Below are 16,947 nucleotides of genomic sequence, written 5' to 3'. Positions count from 1 at the left end.
AATGGGTATCCAAGCTTCCGAGATTTCTGCGATCCTCAAGGACCAGATCAAGAACTTTGGCCAGGAGGCCGAGGTGGCCGAAGTCGGTCACGTGCTCTCCGTCGGTGACGGTATCGCCCGTGTCTATGGCCTCGACAACGTGCAGGCCGGTGAAATGGTCGAATTCCCCGGTGGCATCCGGGGCATGGCGCTGAACCTCGAAGCCGACAACGTCGGTGTCGTTATCTTCGGTTCGGACCGTGACATTAAAGAAGGCGACACCGTCAAGCGCACGAACTCGATCGTGGACGTGCCGGTCGGTGACGCGCTGCTCGGCCGCGTGGTCGACGGTCTCGGCAACCCGATCGACGGCAAAGGCCCGATCGAAGCGAAAGAGCGTGCCGTGGCCGACGTGAAGGCCCCGGGCATCATCCCGCGTAAGTCGGTGCACGAGCCGATGGCGACCGGCCTCAAGTCGGTGGACGCGATGATCCCGATTGGCCGTGGCCAGCGTGAACTTATCATCGGCGACCGTCAGACCGGCAAGACCGCCGTGGCGCTCGACACGATCCTGAACCAGAAGTCGTACAACGACGCCGCCGGCGACGACGAGTCGAAGAAGCTCTACTGCGTCTACGTCGCCGTCGGTCAGAAACGTTCGACCGTCGCCCAGCTCGTCAAGAAGCTGGAAGAGACCGGCGCCATCGAATACTCGATCATCGTCGCCGCGACCGCGTCGGACCCCGCGCCGATGCAGTACCTCGCCCCCTACACCGCGACCGCGATGGGCGAATACTTCCGCGACAACGGCCGTCACGCGCTGATGATCTACGACGATCTGTCGAAACAGGCCGTCGCCTACCGTCAGATGTCGCTGCTTCTGCGTCGTCCGCCGGGGCGTGAAGCCTATCCGGGTGACGTGTTCTACCTTCACTCCCGCCTGCTGGAGCGTTCGGCGAAGCTGAACGAAGACTTCGGTGCCGGTTCGCTGACGGCTCTGCCGATCATTGAAACGCAGGGCGGCGACGTTTCGGCGTTCATTCCGACCAACGTGATCTCGATCACCGACGGCCAGATCTTCCTGGAAACCGAACTGTTCTATCAGGGTATCCGCCCGGCCGTGAACACCGGTCTGTCGGTGTCGCGCGTGGGTTCGTCGGCTCAGACGAAAGCCATGTCCTCGGTCGCCGGTCCGGTGAAACTGTCGCTCGCCCAGTACCGCGAGATGGCCGCGTTCGCCCAGTTCGGTTCCGACCTCGACGCCGCCACCCAGCAGCTGCTGGCCCGTGGCGCGCGCCTCACCGAGCTCATGAAGCAGCCGCAGTATTCGCCGCTGACCAACGCCGAAATCGTCTGCGTCATCTACGCCGGCACCAACGGCTTCCTCGACAAGCTGCCGGTCTCGGCCGTGGCGAAGTTCGAAAGCGGTCTTCTGAACCACCTGCGGTCCAAGCATGCTGACCTGCTGAAGGACATCACCGAGAACGACCGCAAGGTGAAAGACGATCTGGCGGACAAGATCAAAGCCGCCATCGAAGAATTCGCAGCGGGCTTCACGGCCTGATCCCGGTTAACTTCCTGAGGAGGCAGTCATGCCAAGTCTTAAGGACCTGAAAAACCGGATCGACACCGTCAAGTCGACGCGGAAGATCACCAAGGCCATGCAGATGGTCGCGGCGGCCAAGCTCCGCCGCGCCCAGGAAGCGGCCGAGGCGTCGCGCCCGTACACGGAACGGTTCAACGCCGTTCTGGGCGGGCTCGCCAAGGCGTCGGCGGGGTCCGACGCCGCGCCGATCCTTCTGCGGGGCACGGGATCCGATCAGGTGCAGCTTCTCGTCGTCATGACCGCCGAGCGCGGTCTGTGCGGCGGCTTCAACTCGTCGATCGTGAAACTTGCCAAGCAGCGGGCCGAAAAGCTCACGGGCGAAGGCAAGACGGTCAAGATCCTGACGGTCGGCAAGAAAGGCCGCGAACAGCTCAAGCGTGATTACGGCGATCTGCTGATCGGTCACGTCGATCTGTCCGAGGTCAAGAACATCGGCTACGCGAACGCGCAGGAGATCGCGAACGATCTGCTCGCACGTTTCGATGCGGGTGACTTCGACGTCGCGACGATCTTCTACAACCGTTTCGAAAACGTGGTGTCGCAGATTCCGACCGCCGTTCAGGTGATCCCGGCCAAGTTCGACACCCCGTCGGAGAGCGACGAGACCGGCTACGTCTACGATTACGAGCCGTCCGAGGAAGAGGTGCTCGCCACGCTGCTGCCCAAGGGCGTGGCAACGGCGATCTTCTCGGCGCTGCTCGAGAATGGCGCGTCCGAACAGGGCGCACGCATGTCGGCGATGGACAACGCCACGCGCAACGCGGGCGAGATGATCGACAAGCTGACGATCGAGTACAACCGCTCGCGTCAGGCCGTCATCACCAACGAGCTGATTGAAATCATTTCGGGCGCCGAGGCGCTCTAAGGGAACCGGAGAAACACAAGATGGCAAACGCAAAAGGCAAAGTGACTCAGGTCATCGGCGCCGTCGTCGACGTGCAGTTCGAGGATCACCTTCCGGCGATCCTTAACGCGCTTGAAACTGATAACAACGGCAACCGTCTCGTCCTCGAAGTGGCGCAGCACCTTGGTGAGAACACCGTGCGCACCATCGCGATGGACGCGACCGAAGGTCTCGTGCGCGGTCACGAAGTGGCCGACACCGGCAAGCCGATCTCGGTTCCGGTTGGCACCGCCACGCTGGGCCGCATCCTGAACGTCACCGGCGACCCGGTGGACGAAAAGGGCCCGATCGAAGCCGACGAATACCGCCCGATCCACGCGGACGCGCCCGACTTCGACGAACAGGCGACCGAGGCCGAAATCCTCGTCACCGGCATCAAGGTCATCGACCTGCTGGCCCCCTACTCGAAGGGCGGCAAGATCGGCCTCTTCGGCGGCGCCGGCGTGGGCAAGACCGTTCTCATTCAGGAACTCATCAACAACATCGCCAAGGTGCACTCGGGTCTGTCCGTGTTCGCCGGTGTGGGTGAGCGGACCCGTGAGGGCAACGACCTCTACCACGAGATGATCGAATCCGGCGTTCTGACCCCGGACAACCTGCCGGACTCGAAGATCGCTCTGGTCTACGGCCAGATGAACGAGCCGCCGGGTGCCCGTGCCCGTATCGCGCTGACCGGCCTGACGCTGGCCGAGCAGTTCCGCGACGCGACCGGGACCGACGTTCTGTTCTTCGTCGACAACATCTTCCGCTTCACGCAGGCGGGTTCGGAAATGTCGGCGCTTCTGGGTCGTATTCCGTCCGCCGTGGGTTACCAGCCGACGCTGGCCACCGACATGGGCGCGATGCAGGAACGCATCACCTCGACCAAGAATGGCTCGATCACCTCGATCCAGGCCGTGTACGTGCCCGCGGACGACCTTACCGACCCGGCACCGGCCACGACCTTCGCCCACCTCGACGCGACGACCGTGCTTAACCGCGCGATCTCGGAACTCGGCATCTACCCCGCCGTGGACCCGCTCGACTCCACCTCGCGTCTCATGGACCCGCTGGTGATCGGTGACGAGCACTACAAGGTCGCCCGTGACGTTCAGGGAATCCTCCAGCGCTACAAGTCGCTTCAGGACATCATCGCCATTCTCGGCATGGACGAACTGTCGGAAGAAGACAAACTCACCGTGGCCCGCGCCCGTAAGATCCAGCGTTTTCTCTCGCAGCCCTTCGATGTTGCGAAAGTGTTCACCGGTTCGGACGGCGTTCAGGTTCCGCTCGAGGACACGATCAAATCGTTCCGCGCGGTTGTGGACGGCGAATACGACCACCTGCCCGAGGGCGCCTTCTACATGGTCGGCGGCATCGACGAGGTGATCGCCAAAGCCGAGAAGATGGCCGCGGACGCTGCGTAATCAGTCCTCCCCCGGCCCGCGCCGGGGGGCGGCTCCTATCAGGAGACATACATGGCTGACATGATGCAATTCGACCTGGTGTCGCCGGAACGCCGCCTGACCTCGACCGAGGCCAGCGCCGTGCAAATCCCCGGCGCCGATGGCGACTTCACGGCGATGGCGCAACACGCGCCGACCATCGCGACCCTGCGTCCGGGCATCGTCACGGTGCAGGGTGCTGGTGGTGAAGAGAAATACGTCGTGACCGGCGGCTTCGCCGAGGTTACGCCGGACGGCACCACGGTTCTGGCCGAGCGTGCCATGCCCGCGGGCGAAGTGACGCAGGACATCATCGACGACTTCGTCGCCACCGCCGTTGCCGCGCGCGACAACGCGACGCCCGAGATGCTGGACCAGCTGTCCAAGCAGGTGGGCGACATCGCCCTCGTCGCGTCCGAGCTGGGCCTGCAAAGCAAAGCATAAGAAGAACCCGAACGACCGGGGGACAGTAAAGGCCCTGCATCTGCGGATGCGGGGCCTTTTCTTTGCGCCACCGGCGCCCGGTTAGTGCGGCTGTCCCATCATCCGCTCATGCACCGCCATCATGCCCCGCTCGGCCATGTCCGAGACTTCGGCGGCATGGGTGTGGAGCGCGGCCACCAGTTCGGGATCGTCCGAGGTCTGCACGACGACGATCCCCTCGTCGGTCACCTCGATTTCGGTCTCCAGCGCCTCGGCCCGCTCGAAGAAGATGTCGAGCGTCGGGCTCTGGATGATGATGCGCGGATCGTCCTTGGCATCGACCCGGCCGATCATCCCGACCACATGGCTGACCAACACTTCCATCACTTCGGGGTCTGACGACCGCGTGACGCTGCGGATGCCGTTCGGCAGGTTCTCAACCTCTCGCGTGATCGTCTGGAAGTTCCGAAACATGACCGCAAGCTCGGCGCTTTCCTCGGGCGTCGCGTTTTCGCCGAACAGGCCCGGCATGTTCACTTCGTCATGCCCGGTCCCGTCGGCACCGTGCATGTGGGACATGCCGCCCATATGCCCCTGCTGGGCCAGCGCGGGCGAGGACAGGCAAAGGGCTAGGGCTAGGGCAGTGGACATTCGGAACATGGTGATCTCTCCCAAGACTGGTTGAAAGAGTTATATGCAAGAAAACGAATGCAGGAAATGACGTTTGCGCTACCCGCCCTGCGGACCCGTGGGGAGGCCAACGTAGCTGAACGCCCCCAATTCGCGCAGCAGCTTCCGGCGCATCGCCTCTTCGTAGTCGTTGTAGCTGTTCGTCGGTTGCACGAAGGCACCGGGGCCTTGGATTACCGATTGCAGATAGTATCGGACCACGGTCGGATCGCCGTCGGTGATGACCAGACCGTTCACCGTGACCAATGACATATCGTGGGCGACATAGGCGCTGGCCGGGGGGAAGCCGTCGTTGTTCACACCGTCGCCGGATACGTCGATGACCTGGCGATCGCAGGTCTCCGGCGCGGCCTTCAACAGGTTCAGCGCATGTCCCAGCGCATAGCCGAGCGACGTTGGGAACTCCGCCACCTGCCGTGGCGTGGCCCGCAGCTCCCCCGCGACGGCGGCAAGCGCCGCGCCACCGGCGACGAATGTCCACGGGAGTTGTTCATACTGATGGCGTGCACCGCTCCACTCGAAAATCGACAGCCAGATGCCGCCCTGCGCCTCGACCGCCCGCACGACCTCGGGGTCGGTGAGGGCCCGCGCCAGACCTTCCTGCTGCAAGTCGTATTCCCGCGCATCGACCGAGGCCGACACATCGAGCGCGAGGACCAGCGATAATTTGCAAGCCGCCGCAGGGGCGGCGACCAAGGCCAGCCCGGCCGTCAGGGCCATGCGGCGCAGGAAAGGTCGCGGTGTCATGGCGCGATAGTAGCACGACCTGCGAAGCGCACCAAAAATTTGCCGATGGGCGTCGTGCGCGGGTCACGAAATGGCCCGTTTCGGATGGCAGGATCTGGCGTGTTAAATGGTTTTCGGAGACTCGCCATGACGGTCAAGGCCTTCACGTTCTTCGCACTTTTCGCGATTCCCCTGCCGGTTCAGGCGCAACCCTATTCGACCTCGATGGCCCAATGCGCCGGGCTTTACGACGCGCTGACCCGCCTGATGACCAGCGTCGACAAGCAGGAATCGCTCGCCGTGGCGGCGTCCAGATACCTCGGTTCCGCGCGCGCTCAGGCGATGCGCGAAGGGCGAAATGATCCGGAAAAGGCGGTCGAGGCGACGTATTCCTCGACCCGCGACGAATGGATCGCCAAGGGCGCCCGCATCGTCTTTTCGCAGGAGTCTCATGACTGGGCCGCCTATTGCCGGTCCTTCGCGCAGGATCAAGGCATCGACCTTGGGTTGTCCTGAGCGGCAAAGTCGCGGCGGCACGCCCCAAAATCGTTGATCCGGCACGGGCATGGCCCTAGCAAAAGCCATGTCGAACGACCGCGCCCTCTGGTTCATCCTCGCCACCATCCTGATCGACGCGATCGGGGTGGGGCTGATCTTTCCACTGATGCCGGACCTGATGGACCGCGTGGGCGCCGGGGGCGCGTCGAACGGCGCCGTGCTGGGCGGTATCCTGATGGCGGCCTATGCGGCGACGCAGTTCCTGTGCGCGCCCGCCGTGGGGGGATTGTCCGATGCCGTCGGTCGCAAGCCCGTGCTGCTCGTCGCCCTCGCCACGCTGGCCATCGACTATGTCATCATGGCGCTCGCGACGAGCTTTTGGCTCCTGCTCGTGGGCCGGCTCCTCGCCGGTGTCGCGGGTGCGACCTACATCACGGCGACCGCCTATCTCGCCGATATCTCGACGCCTGAAAAGCGGGCCGCGAATTTCGGGTTGATCGGCGCGACCTTCGGCATCGGTTTCGTCCTTGGCCCCGCACTCGGCGGTCTACTTGCGGGTATCGACGTGACCGCGCCGTTCTGGGTCGCCGCCGCGCTGTCGGCTGCGAATGTCGCCTTCGGCCTCGCCGTCCTGCCCGAAAGCCTCGCCCCCGCCAAACGCCGGGCCTTCCGCGCCAGCGACCTCAATCCGTTCGGCGCGATCCGCGATGCGTTCCGGATGCCCGCGCTCGCGCTGCCGCTTGCCTGTATGTTCGTCTTCGAATTCGCCAACATGGTCTACCCGACCCTTTGGGCTTTCTGGGGGCGCGAGGCGTTCGACTGGTCCGCGACCCTGATCGGCGGCACGCTTGCGGCCTACGGGGTCGGGGTCGCGCTCACGCAGGGTCTTGTCCTGCCCGCCCTCCTGAAACGGATGAGCGAGCACGGCGTCCTCACCTTCGCGCTGTTGACCGGCACCGTCGCCGCCTTCGCCTTCGGTTTCACGACCGCGCCCTGGCTGGTCGCCGTGATCCTTCCCATCGCCTGCCTCTCCGACATGGCCCCACCGACGCTGACCGCGATCATGGCAAACGCCACGGACGAGGATCGGCAGGGCGTGCTGCAAGGTGTCATCGCCTCGCTGGGCTCGCTCGCCGCGATCTTCGCGCCGCTTCTGATGACCCCGCTCTTTCGCCACTACGCCGGCCCCGACACGCCGTTCCACATGCCGGGTGCCCCCTTCCTGTTCGCGGGCTTCCTGATGCTTCTCATCTTCCCCGTTGTGAACCGGATACGCCTGCGCACGGAAACCGCCTCAGGGGCTTGAACGATTTGCACTTTTCGGGGCACCCTGCCCCCGGGCGGGCGAAAAAAGAAGCAGGTTTCGCACATGTGGCGTATCAGAACCCATCGTATGGGCATCGACAGCGGATCGAAGGTGTTGTTCTCGGACTTCGTGACCGATGGCGCCATGTGGACGGGCGAGGGGGATCGAGAAATCCGGATGCTCATCCCGTTCTCGGAAAAATTCGTGACCGCGCCTGCGGTGATGGTCGGCATGTCGATGTGGGACATCGACGCCGAAACCAACTCCCGCATCGACATTTCGTCGGACAACGTGACGCCCGAGAATTTCGAGATCGTGTTTCATACGTGGGGCGACACCAAGGTCGCCCGCATCCGCGCCGACTGGATCGCCTTCGGCGAAGTCGGTGACGAAGACGACTGGGACGTGCCCTAGGTCGTCTCCGACCTTGAAACTCAGCTATAGAGCGTTTCGTACAGCGGCTGGAGCGTTTCGTGTTCGAACAGCGACGACACCGACGTGCCGCCCCAGATGTTCAGGATCGCCTGCGCGAAGATCGGGGCCAGCGGCACGATACGGATGTTCGGCGCCGCGGCCACTTCCGGCGTCGCGGCGATCGAGTCGGTCAGCACGAGGCTTTTCAGCTTCGACGCCGTCACCCGTTCGACCGCCGGGCCGGACATGACGCCGTGGGTGATATAGGCGTGCACCTCGGCCGCGCCGCTGTCCATCAGCACGTCGGCGGCCTTGCACAGCGTTCCGGCGGTGTCGCAGATGTCGTCGACGATGATGCAGCGTTTGCCGGTCACGTCGCCGATCACGTTCATCTCGGCCACTTCACCCGCCTTCTCGCGGCGCTTGTCCACGATGGCCAGCGGCGCTTCGATACGCTTGGCGAGTTCACGGGCACGGGCCACGCCGCCGACGTCGGGCGAGATCACCATGACGTCGTCGAGGCAGTCCTTGAAGTGGTGGCGCACGTCCAGCGCGAAGACCGGGCTGGCGTAAAGGTTGTCCACCGGAATGTCGAAGAACCCCTGAATCTGCGTCGCGTGCAGGTCCATGGTCAGAACCCGCTCGATCCCGGCCTGCGTGATCATGTTGGCGACCAGCTTGGCGCTGATCGGCGTGCGCGCCTTGGTCCGGCGATCCTGACGGGCATAGCCGAAATACGGAATGACCGCCGTGATCCGGCCCGCCGACGAGCGGCGCAGGGTGTCCGAGATGATGAGCAGTTCCATCAGGTTGTCGTTCGCAGGGCGCGAGGTCGACTGGATGATGAACATATCCTCGCCGCGCACGTTCTCGTGCACCTCGACGAAAACTTCGGCGTCGTTGAACCGTTCGACGCGGGCATCGACCAGCTTGACGGCCGATCCGCGATGGATCGACATCCGCCGCGCGACCGCCTCGGCCAGTTTCAGGTTGGCATTGCCCGAAATGAGCTTGGGTTCGGTGAGTGCTGGCATGGAGGTATCCCCGGCTGTCCATGTAACAGAATCGCGACCGCTCGCGTTGACTTCGCTTAACACCGGGCTAGGGTCATGGCCACAGGCGGCACGGGCGAGGGGGCGATATGCCGAAAATAGACTACTATTTCAGCACGATTTCACCCTACACCTACCTGGCTGGCCCCCGGTTTCGCGCGATTTGCGAGGCGCACGGGGCCGACGTCATGCTTAAACCCTTCGACATCGTGGGTCTGTTTCCGCGTACGGGCGGCAAGCCGCTGGCCGAACGGCACCCGTCGCGGCAGGCCTACCGCCTCGTCGATCTGGAGCGACAGGGCAAGAAGGCGGGTCTTCCGATCCACGTGCAGCCCGCGCATTTCCCGACCAATGCCGCGCCCAGTTCCTACGCGATCATCGCGGCGGCGAAGGCCGGGGGCGGCGACATCCTGTCGCTGGTGCAAGGCATCCTCGCCGCCTGCTGGGCCGAGGAAAAGAACATCGCCGAAGACGACGTCATCAAGGCCTGCCTGGCCGACGCGGGCTTCGACCCGTCGCTTGCCGACACCGGGCTTTTCACCGGGGCCGAGGTCTATGGCCGCAACCTCGAGGACGCGATCAATGCCGGGGTCTTCGGCGCGCCTTTCTTCATCGTGGACGACACCGAGAAATTCTGGGGACAGGACCGATTGGAGGATCTGGACCTGTTCCTCAAAGGTGACTTGTGATGGAGGGCGGGCCACCGCTCACCACCGTCGCGGGGCATCCGACCCACGTCGTGCGCGTGGGGTCCGGGGTGCGGCGCGCGCTGTTCATCCATTGCTCGCTCGCCCATTCCGGTGCCTGGACCGGGGTCGAGGCCGCGCTTCTGGACAAACTTCAGATGACCGCGTTCGACCGGCCCGGACATGGCCGCTCGGCCCCGTGGGTAGGGGGCGAGGACGGGGCGGCGCTCCATACCCTCGTCACAAATATCGCCGGGAAGCTGATCGACAAGCGGGCCGATGTCATCGGCCACAGCTACGGCGCGACGGTCGCGCTGCGGCTCGCGATGGAATGGCCCGAGCATGTGCGCAGCCTCGTCATGATCGAACCGGTGTTCTTCGCCGCGATCCGTGGCACGCCGGACTATGACGCGGCCAAGGGGATGATCGACACCCTGCGCGGCCTGATCGCCAAGGGCGACCGGATGCAGGCGGCGCAGATCTTTCACGACGCGACCAACCCGGATCTTCCGTTCACAAGACTGTCCGACGACCGTCAGAAGCGCCTCGCCTCGCGCATCGACATCGTGGTCGAGGAAAGCCCCGCCACCTTCGACGACACCGCCGGGATGCTCGATCCGGGGCGGCTGGAGAAAATCAAACAGCCCGTTCTGCTTCTGGAAAGCGCGAACCCGCCCGTCGGTGTGCGCGCGGTGCACGAAGCGCTCTGCGCCCGCATCCCGCAGACGCAGCGGGTCATCATCGCGGGCGCCGGTCACATGGCGCCCCTGACCCACCCCGAAAACGTGGCGGGCGAGATCACGGCCTTTTTGAAAATCTAGCCGCGCAGAACGGTCAGGAACTGGTCGAGCGCCGCATCGCTCATCGACCAGTCGCAGACGAGCCGCGCGGTCAGCCTGTCTTCCTCCGCCGCACCGTCGAGGTCGCCGTCCCACATATAGTAGTAGGCGCCGGCATCGAAGAGCCGCCGATGGTCCGCCACCCGCATCGTCGGAAACATCATGTTGCCCGACGGCGCATAGGCGAATGTGATGTCGTTCATCCCCTCCATCGCGTCCTGCAACCGCTGGCGCGATGCGTTGGCGGCCCGTGCGAGGTCAAGCCAGCGCCCGCCTTCGAGATAGGGCAGGAACTGCGCCGCGAGATAGCGTTGCTTGGAAAACAGGTGTCCGCCTCGCTTGCGCCGAAGCTCGAATTCCCATGCCTTCTCGGGGTCGAAAAAGACCACGGCCTCTGCCCCCATCAGCCCGTTCTTGGTGCCGCCGAAGCTGACGACATCCACGCCCGCCTTCCACGTCATCTCTGCCGGGCTGCATCCCAGCTCGACAAGCGCATTGGCGAAACGGGCCCCGTCCAGATGCACGGGAAGGTCGTATTCCTTCGCCACGGCACAAAGGCCGCGCAGATCGTCGAGGGCGTAGATGGTTCCACGCTCGGTGATCTGGGTGATCGACACAGGCCCGCGCTGCGGCCCATGAACGCCGCGCGTTTCCTCGCCCGCGATCACCCGGCGCAGATCCTCCGCCGTCATGCGCCCGTCGGTGGTCGGCACCAGCGTCAGCTTGGCCCCGCCCGTGTAGAATTCCGGCGCGTTGCATTCGTCCTCATGGATATGGGCGGTATCCGTGCAGAAAACGGTGTGGAACGGTTGCGCATAGGTGGCGAGCGCAAGCGCGTTGGCCGCCGTCCCCGTCGCGACGAAATAGACGGCGGCCTCGGGGGCTTCGAACACCTCCCGCACAGCCGCCACGGCCCGCGCGGTCACGTCGTCGGCACCATATCCGCCGGTATAACCTTCGTTGGCTTCCGTCAGGGCCTCGATCACGCTCGGATGCACCGGGCCACCGTTGTCGGACGCGAAAAACATCACAGCTCCTCTTCGATCACGTAGTCTTCCCAGTCCTCTTCCGGGACTTCGAATTCGGGCACGGTCCAGCCGCGCACCGATTGGCCGGCCTCGTGCGTGCTGTCCGGGGTGCCGGTCAGCAGCGGGTGCCAGTCGGGCAGGGGCTTGCCTTCGTGCCGCAGGCGATAAGCGCAGGTGCGGGGCATGAAGTAGCCGACCTTGTCCATGTTGTCGGGCCGCAGCACGATGCATTCGGGCACGAACTGCAACCGGATGTCGTATTGCGCGCAGCGGCAGGTCTGGTTGTCCAGAAGGCGACAGGCCACGCTGGTGAACACGACCTCGCCCGTCTCGTCGTCTTCCAGCTTGTTCAGGCAGCACTTGCCGCAGCCATCGCACAGCGCCTCCCACTCTGTCGGGGTGAGGCTGTCGAGCGGCAGGGTCCAGAAGTTCTTGCGCAGGCGAGTCGTCATCCGGCGACAGTCGCGCAGCGGTGCGAGAATGGAAAGGGGCGGAACCGCCTGCGGCGGGCGACCGCCTTGTTAGGGGCCTCGCAAGATTTCGGAAGAACAACTTAAGGTAGAGTTTTGCCTTGCGCCCTACCGGGAGTTGAATATGCTTTCTGGCACACAAGGGAGGCGCGAATTGATCCTGAGCCACATGCGAAACGCGCAGGTTGCTGAAGGGGTCCGCGCCCAGATCGACCTGCATCTCGACCGTGTGCGGCGCAGGCTTGGCTTCGACGTGGTTTTCGTGGCCCGCGTGGCCGGTGGCGAACGGCGGATCGAGGCGATGTCGGCGGCTCCGGGGTTCCCCACGGACCACAGGGTCGGAGAGGTGCGTGCGCTGCGCGATTGCCCGGTGGTTCTGGCGGCAGCACTCCGCGACCCGGCGGCTTTCGCGGGCCAGATCTCGGAGGCGGATGCGGGGCCGGACGCGCCAGACACGGTGGTGGGTGTGGCGCTTCATGCCTCCAACGGCAGCCTCTTCGGCGCGCTCGGGGGGATCGTTTCGGCACCCGTGGACATGGCCGCCATCACAACGGCAGCCGCCGCGATGGCGGTCAGCCTCGACCTGTTGCATGACCACGCCGTCGCCGCGCAACGCGTTCGCGGCTTGCTGCACGAGGTCATTCGCGAGCAGCGGTTCTACCCAGTGTTCCAGCCGATCATCGATGTCGCGACCGGAGACGTGATCTACCGCGAGGGCCTGACGCGGCTCGACACCACCGACGACACGAGCGTGCCGCAACTGCTTGCCGCCGCGCATTCCGTCGGCATGGGGCCGGCGCTGGAGCTTGCCTTCGCGCGCGCCATCATCGACGCGGACGAGGGCTGGGGGGACAATGCCGGGATCGCCGTCAACCTGTCCGAGACGACCTTGCACTCCGCCGAATTCGACAGGTTCCTGACCCAGGTCGAACCGGGCCTGACTGTCGAACTGACCGAGTATGAGCCTGTCAGGGACTATCGCGCACTTGCCGGTGTGGTCGCGCGGATGCGGGCGGCGGGCCTCAGCCTCGCCATCGACGATGCGGGGGCCGGCTATACCTCGCTGCGCCATATCCTCGACCTCAAACCCGACGTGCTCAAGATGGACGCGCAGCTCTCCACGCGGGTCGACACGGACCCCGAAGCGATCGCGCTGTTCCGCGCGCTTCAGACCTACTGCGACGAAACCGGCACCGTTCTGGTGATTGAAGGCGTCGAGCGGCACGAACAACTGGTCGCGTTGCAATCGGTCGGGGTGCGCTATGTGCAGGGATTTCACTTGGGCGAACCCGAGCCGCGCCTTGGCGCCCAGAGGGGCTAGGCAACGCATGTCGGGTGGTCTGAACCTTGGGAAACACAGTGGCGTTCCGAACGGCCGGAGCGCCTTGAAAATAGGCGATCCGACCGCGGAAAAACTGCGTAATTTTTGGGCTTTAGGTCCGGTTCGGACCTTACATGCCGTGGCGACCGAAGATGGTGCGGAAGGTCATGGCGATGATCCGCAATTCCATCCCGAAGCCCGCGTTGCGGATGTAGTTCAGGTCGCGCAACGTCTTGGCCCGCGTGGCGTCGATGCCGACCGCGTATCCCAGCGTGACCTGAGCCAGACCGCTGATCCCCGGACGCACCGAGTGACGTTCGGAATAGCGCGGGATTTCAGCCGCGAATTCGCAGGCGTGGTCGAAGGTGTCCGGGCGCGGCCCGATGACGCTCATTTCGCCCATCAGCACGTTCAGGGCCTGCGGAAGCTCGTCGGTCCGGGTCTTGCGAAGGATCTTGCCGAGCTTCGTGATCCGGTTGACTTCCAGAGGGTCCTTGGCGCTGCGCGTCGGGGCAGCCGCCTTGGTCATCGTCCTGAATTTCAACACTTTAAACGGCTTGCAGTCCTGGCCCATACGCTCCTGCCGGAAGAACAGGGGGCCGGGGTTCAGGAAAGGATTAACGATGAGCAACAGAAGCGCGACAACCGCGCCGATGCTCAACAGAACAAGACTAAACAAAATGTCGAAAATCCGTTTTGCCGCCCAGAATACGGGCGATCCACCGCGAAACCCTTCGCGCTTTAATTGCGCAGGTCTCGACTCATGAAAAGGCTCAAAACGAAACCCGACGTTCGGATCCGCTGACATGGTTACCCCCAGTGCTCAATCCGCCGCAATCAATCAATTTTTGGGATTTTGGCAGCCCACGTCGTCAATTTACTGCGCTGCGGCAATTTGTATAGGGTCTATTAAGCTATTTCTCCAAAACCGCTTTGGGTCGGCAAGAAATGGCGAGTCGGCGCTTAGAAATTGGGCGTTGGTGGGGGGAATCCGTGCGCAAAATCCAAGCTTATGGTTAACGCTATCGGAATTCGGGTGCAGGAATCGGCGTGCGGAGAGACTTAGTCGGCCGTGTCCGGGCCGGATTCGCCAAGCACTTCGGTCAGGGCGTCGAGTTCGCGCAACAGCGCCTGCGTGCGTTCCGTTCCGAATTCCGCGTGGATCGCCGCGAACACCGCCGCACTGTCGTCGGCCGCCGATGCGATCAGCGTCGCACCTGCCGGGGTGAGCGAGGCGAGGCTCCGCCGCCGGTCGTCCCGGTCGCGGCGCACGTCGATGTAACCGACTTCGCGAAGGGTCTTGAGGATGCGCGTCAGGGACGGGCCGAGGATCGCGGCGCGTTCGGCCAGGGTCGAGACGTCGAGCTCGCCCGACTCCTCCAGCACGCGTAGCACGCGCCATTGCTGCTCCGTCACACCGATCTGCCGCAACATCGGCCTGATCCGGAACATCACCGCTTCCCGTGCGCGCAAGAGCATGATGGGCAGCGACTTCCGCGTCGGGCTGAATGTCTGGCGGTCGGCGTCTTCTGACATCCACAAAGCTCCTAATCCGGTCCGAAACACATTAGGCGAGAGTGTCAGCCTGTAAAAGACGATCCCTTGCGCCTATAAATTTAACGTGTTAAATAAATAGGCAGGAGAGGAGAATCGCACCCATGCCGCACCTGATCGTCGAGTATTCGCCGGGTCTGGAAGACATCGTCGACATGCCCGCCGTTCTGGCGTCGCTGCATGACACGCTCCTGTCGCTCGACCCGTTCCCGACCGCTGGCATCCGCGTGCGCGCCTACCGCGCCGATCACGCCATCGTGGCGGACGGGCACCCCGACAACCACTTCTGCGCGCTGACGATGAACGTCGGCCACGGGCGCGAGACCGAAGTGCTCAAGGCGGCGGGCGACACCGTGTTCGCCACCGCGCAGGCCGCGTTCGCCGGCCCCCTCGGTCAGCCGCACTTCGCCCTATCCCTCGAAATCCGGGTCATCGACCCCGTCCTCACATGGAAAGACACGCCGATCCACGGCCGTCTCTCCAAGACCTGACAGGAGCCGACATGAGCGTTCTCGACGACAATATCGCCAAGGCACAGGGGTTCATGGCGCGGTTCCGCAAGGACGGCGTGATGAACCATATTGACGGGCAGAACGTCCCCGCCATGTCCGGTGAGACCTTCACCACGATCTCGCCGGTCGATCTGAGCGAGCTTGCCCCGGTCGCCCGTGGCGGCGCCGCCGACATCGACAACGCGGTCGCGGCGGCCAAGGCGGCGTTCCCCGCATGGTCGAAGACTCCGGGGGCCGAGCGGCGCAAGATCCTCATCAAGGTCGCCGAAGCCATCGAGGCGCGGGCCGAGGAAATCGCTTTCACCGAATGCATGGACACCGGGCAGGCGCTCAGGTTCATGTCCAAGGCCGCCATTCGCGGCGCCGCCAACTTCCGGTTCTTCGCCGATCAGGCCCCGACCGCCGAAGACGGGCAGGCGCTGCGCAATCCGACCCAGATGAACGTGACCTCGCGCCGCGCCATCGGCCCGGTCGGCGTCATCACCCCGTGGAACACGCCCTTCATGCTTTCGACGTGGAAGATCGCCCCGGCGCTGGCCGCCGGATGCACGGTCGTCCACAAGCCCGCCGAGTTTTCGCCGATGACCGCCAAGCTTCTGGTCGAGATCGCCGAAGAGGCGGGGCTGCCCAAGGGCGTGCTGAACGTGGTGAACGGGTTCGGTGAGGATGCGGGCAAGCGCCTGACCGAGCACCCCGACATCAAAGCCATCGCCTTCGTCGGCGAAAGCCGCACCGGGTCGATGATTATGGCGCAGGGTGCGGCGACGCTGAAGCGCGTGCATTTCGAGCTCGGAGGAAAGAACCCGGTCATCATCTTCGACGATGCCGATATCGACCGCGCCGTGGATGCGGCGGTCTTCATGATCTACTCGCTCAACGGCGAACGCTGCACCTCGTCCTCGCGGCTTCTGGTGCAGGACACGATCTATGACGAGGTGACGCGCCGCGTGGCCGAGGCTGCGGGGCGCATCAAGGTGGGCCACCCTCTCGACCCCGACACCGTGGTCGGCCCGGTCATCCACCCGGAGCACGAAGAAAAGGTCATGTCCTACTTCGCCAAGGCGCAGGAAGAGGGCGCGACCATCGCCGTGGGCGGGGCCAAGGTGGGCGAGCAGGGGTGCTACATCGCGCCCACGTTGTTCACGCGGGCCACGAACGACATGGCCATCGCGCAGGAAGAGATTTTCGGCCCGGTCCTGACGGCCATTCCGTTCAAAGACGACGCGGAAGCGCTCGAAATCGCGAACGGCGTGCAATACGGCCTCGCGGCCTATCTGTGGACCCGTAACCTCGACCGGGCGATGCGCATGACCGACGCGCTCGACGCGGGTATGATGTGGGTGAATTCGGAAAACATCCGTCACCTGCCATCGCCCTTCGGCGGCACCAAAGCCTCTGGCATCGGGCGGGACGGCGGCGATTGGTCCTTTGACTTCTACATGGAGACGGTGAACGTATCGTTCCCGCGCGCGGACCATAAAATCCCGAAACTCGGCGGGTGAGGCGCCATTTCGC

Annotated in this window: 19 protein-coding genes; 12 read left to right on the top strand and 7 right to left on the bottom strand. The window is 64.3% G+C overall.

The genetic code is table 11. From position 1 onward, the window contains the following. Window position 1: 1 nt before the first annotated feature. From atpA to HOY44_RS03860, 4 genes are read left to right on the top strand one after another with little or no spacing between them, the layout of a single operon-like run. Window positions 2-1,543: a F0F1 ATP synthase subunit alpha gene (atpA, locus tag HOY44_RS03875; RefSeq protein ID WP_008334813.1), complete on the top strand. Its 1,542-nt coding sequence runs from the start codon at window positions 2-4 to the stop codon at window positions 1,541-1,543. A 28-nt stretch (window positions 1,544-1,571) separates the two neighbouring features. Then, window positions 1,572-2,450 carry a F0F1 ATP synthase subunit gamma gene (locus HOY44_RS03870; protein WP_287433150.1) on the top strand — a complete coding sequence of 293 codons (879 nt, stop codon included), beginning with the start codon at window positions 1,572-1,574 and terminating at the stop codon, window positions 2,448-2,450. A gap of 20 nt (window positions 2,451-2,470) precedes the next feature. Further along, complete coding sequence (gene atpD, locus HOY44_RS03865; RefSeq protein ID WP_008334816.1) at window positions 2,471-3,895, top strand: F0F1 ATP synthase subunit beta; 1,425 nt, start codon at window positions 2,471-2,473, stop codon at window positions 3,893-3,895. A gap of 51 nt (window positions 3,896-3,946) precedes the next feature. Then, the gene (locus tag HOY44_RS03860) at window positions 3,947-4,357 is read left to right on the top strand and encodes a F0F1 ATP synthase subunit epsilon (RefSeq protein ID WP_138421521.1); all 411 of its coding nucleotides are present in this window, start codon (window positions 3,947-3,949) and stop codon (window positions 4,355-4,357) included. Window positions 4,358-4,438: 81 nt separating this feature from the next. On the opposite strand, the gene HOY44_RS03855 is transcribed toward HOY44_RS03860, so the two are convergent. Next, the gene (locus HOY44_RS03855; RefSeq protein ID WP_287433149.1) at window positions 4,439-4,987 is read right to left on the bottom strand and encodes a hypothetical protein; all 549 of its coding nucleotides are present in this window, start codon (window positions 4,985-4,987) and stop codon (window positions 4,439-4,441) included. 78 nt (window positions 4,988-5,065) lie between these two features. Next, window positions 5,066-5,773 (bottom strand): DUF1194 domain-containing protein, encoded by a 708-nt coding sequence (locus tag HOY44_RS03850; RefSeq protein ID WP_287433147.1) that lies wholly within the window; start codon window positions 5,771-5,773, stop codon window positions 5,066-5,068. Between the two features lie 126 nt (window positions 5,774-5,899). Between HOY44_RS03850 and HOY44_RS03845 the strand changes: the two genes are divergently transcribed. The 3 genes from HOY44_RS03845 to HOY44_RS03835 all read left to right on the top strand — a co-directional run bounded on the left by HOY44_RS03845 (window position 5,900) and on the right by HOY44_RS03835 (window position 7,970). Continuing rightward, entirely contained in the window at window positions 5,900-6,268 is a 369-nt protein-coding gene (locus HOY44_RS03845; protein WP_287433146.1) for a hypothetical protein, read from the top strand. A 67-nt stretch (window positions 6,269-6,335) separates the two neighbouring features. Next, window positions 6,336-7,556: an MFS transporter gene (locus HOY44_RS03840; protein WP_287433144.1), complete on the top strand. Its 1,221-nt coding sequence runs from the start codon at window positions 6,336-6,338 to the stop codon at window positions 7,554-7,556. A gap of 63 nt (window positions 7,557-7,619) precedes the next feature. Further along, window positions 7,620-7,970, top strand: a complete 351-nt coding sequence (locus HOY44_RS03835; protein WP_040885266.1) for an H-type lectin domain-containing protein — start codon at window positions 7,620-7,622, stop codon at window positions 7,968-7,970. A gap of 20 nt (window positions 7,971-7,990) precedes the next feature. Here HOY44_RS03835 and HOY44_RS03830 read toward each other — a convergent pair whose 3' ends face one another. Continuing rightward, window positions 7,991-9,004, bottom strand: a complete 1,014-nt coding sequence (locus tag HOY44_RS03830) for a ribose-phosphate pyrophosphokinase (protein ID WP_008334827.1) — start codon at window positions 9,002-9,004, stop codon at window positions 7,991-7,993. Between the two features lie 107 nt (window positions 9,005-9,111). On the opposite strand from HOY44_RS03830, the gene HOY44_RS03825 reads away from it, so the two are divergent. Both HOY44_RS03825 and HOY44_RS03820 read left to right on the top strand, forming a co-directional pair. Beyond that, complete coding sequence (locus HOY44_RS03825; protein WP_287433143.1) at window positions 9,112-9,711, top strand: 2-hydroxychromene-2-carboxylate isomerase; 600 nt, start codon at window positions 9,112-9,114, stop codon at window positions 9,709-9,711. Next, on the top strand, window positions 9,711-10,529 hold the full coding sequence (locus HOY44_RS03820; protein ID WP_287433142.1) for an alpha/beta fold hydrolase: 819 nt from the start codon (window positions 9,711-9,713) through the stop codon (window positions 10,527-10,529). The genes HOY44_RS03825 and HOY44_RS03820 overlap by 1 nt, the downstream gene beginning before the upstream one ends. Here the strand turns inward: HOY44_RS03820 and HOY44_RS03815 are convergent. Together HOY44_RS03815 and HOY44_RS03810 are read right to left on the bottom strand one after the other, a co-directional pair. Further along, entirely contained in the window at window positions 10,526-11,575 is a 1,050-nt protein-coding gene (locus tag HOY44_RS03815) for a threonine aldolase family protein (RefSeq protein WP_287433141.1), read from the bottom strand. The two genes, HOY44_RS03820 and HOY44_RS03815, sit on opposite strands and share 4 nt — an antisense overlap. Further along, window positions 11,575-12,027, bottom strand: coding sequence for a YcgN family cysteine cluster protein (locus tag HOY44_RS03810; protein ID WP_287433139.1), 453 nt, complete (start codon window positions 12,025-12,027; stop codon window positions 11,575-11,577). The genes HOY44_RS03815 and HOY44_RS03810 overlap by 1 nt, the downstream gene beginning before the upstream one ends. 142 nt (window positions 12,028-12,169) lie before the next feature. On the opposite strand from HOY44_RS03810, the gene HOY44_RS03805 reads away from it, so the two are divergent. After that, window positions 12,170-13,366, top strand: coding sequence for an EAL domain-containing protein (locus tag HOY44_RS03805; RefSeq protein WP_287433137.1), 1,197 nt, complete (start codon window positions 12,170-12,172; stop codon window positions 13,364-13,366). A 130-nt stretch (window positions 13,367-13,496) separates the two neighbouring features. On the opposite strand, the gene HOY44_RS03800 is transcribed toward HOY44_RS03805, so the two are convergent. Then, window positions 13,497-14,057 (bottom strand): sugar transferase, encoded by a 561-nt coding sequence (locus HOY44_RS03800; protein WP_287434721.1) that lies wholly within the window; start codon window positions 14,055-14,057, stop codon window positions 13,497-13,499. A gap of 371 nt (window positions 14,058-14,428) precedes the next feature. Next, on the bottom strand, window positions 14,429-14,902 hold the full coding sequence (hpaR, locus tag HOY44_RS03795) for a homoprotocatechuate degradation operon regulator HpaR (RefSeq protein WP_008334841.1): 474 nt from the start codon (window positions 14,900-14,902) through the stop codon (window positions 14,429-14,431). Between the two features lie 122 nt (window positions 14,903-15,024). Between hpaR and HOY44_RS03790 the strand changes: the two genes are divergently transcribed. Further along, a complete protein-coding gene (locus HOY44_RS03790; protein WP_287433136.1) occupies window positions 15,025-15,411 on the top strand; it encodes a 5-carboxymethyl-2-hydroxymuconate Delta-isomerase in 387 nt (128 codons plus the stop codon). A gap of 11 nt (window positions 15,412-15,422) precedes the next feature. Beyond that, window positions 15,423-16,934, top strand: a complete 1,512-nt coding sequence (hpaE, locus tag HOY44_RS03785) for a 5-carboxymethyl-2-hydroxymuconate semialdehyde dehydrogenase (RefSeq protein WP_287433135.1) — start codon at window positions 15,423-15,425, stop codon at window positions 16,932-16,934. Window positions 16,935-16,947: the final 13 nt, after the last annotated feature.

The sequence above is a fragment of the Maritimibacter sp. genome, from assembly GCF_016774595.1.
GTDB classification, from domain to species: Bacteria; Pseudomonadota; Alphaproteobacteria; order Rhodobacterales; family Rhodobacteraceae; genus Maritimibacter; species Maritimibacter alkaliphilus.
This window is presented reverse-complemented; position numbering and strand designations above follow the sequence as displayed.

Bases quoted from the DNA above. Each gene is read 5' to 3' on its own strand.
- atpA (WP_008334813.1), top strand. From the start codon at position 2: ATGGGTATCCAAGCTTCCGAGATTTCTGCGATCCTCAAGGACCAGATC.
- HOY44_RS03870 (WP_287433150.1), top strand. From the start codon at position 1,572: ATGCCAAGTCTTAAGGACCTGAAAAACCGGATCGACACCGTCAAGTCG.
- atpD (WP_008334816.1), top strand. From the start codon at position 2,471: ATGGCAAACGCAAAAGGCAAAGTGACTCAGGTCATCGGCGCCGTCGTC.
- HOY44_RS03860 (WP_138421521.1), top strand. From the start codon at position 3,947: ATGGCTGACATGATGCAATTCGACCTGGTGTCGCCGGAACGCCGCCTG.
- HOY44_RS03855 (WP_287433149.1), bottom strand. From the start codon at position 4,987: ATGTCCACTGCCCTAGCCCTAGCCCTTTGCCTGTCCTCGCCCGCGCTG.
- HOY44_RS03850 (WP_287433147.1), bottom strand. From the start codon at position 5,773: ATGACACCGCGACCTTTCCTGCGCCGCATGGCCCTGACGGCCGGGCTG.
- HOY44_RS03845 (WP_287433146.1), top strand. From the start codon at position 5,900: ATGACGGTCAAGGCCTTCACGTTCTTCGCACTTTTCGCGATTCCCCTG.
- HOY44_RS03840 (WP_287433144.1), top strand. From the start codon at position 6,336: ATGTCGAACGACCGCGCCCTCTGGTTCATCCTCGCCACCATCCTGATC.
- HOY44_RS03835 (WP_040885266.1), top strand. From the start codon at position 7,620: ATGTGGCGTATCAGAACCCATCGTATGGGCATCGACAGCGGATCGAAG.
- HOY44_RS03830 (WP_008334827.1), bottom strand. From the start codon at position 9,004: ATGCCAGCACTCACCGAACCCAAGCTCATTTCGGGCAATGCCAACCTG.
- HOY44_RS03825 (WP_287433143.1), top strand. From the start codon at position 9,112: ATGCCGAAAATAGACTACTATTTCAGCACGATTTCACCCTACACCTAC.
- HOY44_RS03820 (WP_287433142.1), top strand. From the start codon at position 9,711: ATGGAGGGCGGGCCACCGCTCACCACCGTCGCGGGGCATCCGACCCAC.
- HOY44_RS03815 (WP_287433141.1), bottom strand. From the start codon at position 11,575: ATGTTTTTCGCGTCCGACAACGGTGGCCCGGTGCATCCGAGCGTGATC.
- HOY44_RS03810 (WP_287433139.1), bottom strand. From the start codon at position 12,027: ATGACGACTCGCCTGCGCAAGAACTTCTGGACCCTGCCGCTCGACAGC.
- HOY44_RS03805 (WP_287433137.1), top strand. From the start codon at position 12,170: ATGCTTTCTGGCACACAAGGGAGGCGCGAATTGATCCTGAGCCACATG.
- hpaR (WP_008334841.1), bottom strand. From the start codon at position 14,902: ATGTCAGAAGACGCCGACCGCCAGACATTCAGCCCGACGCGGAAGTCG.
- HOY44_RS03790 (WP_287433136.1), top strand. From the start codon at position 15,025: ATGCCGCACCTGATCGTCGAGTATTCGCCGGGTCTGGAAGACATCGTC.
- hpaE (WP_287433135.1), top strand. From the start codon at position 15,423: ATGAGCGTTCTCGACGACAATATCGCCAAGGCACAGGGGTTCATGGCG.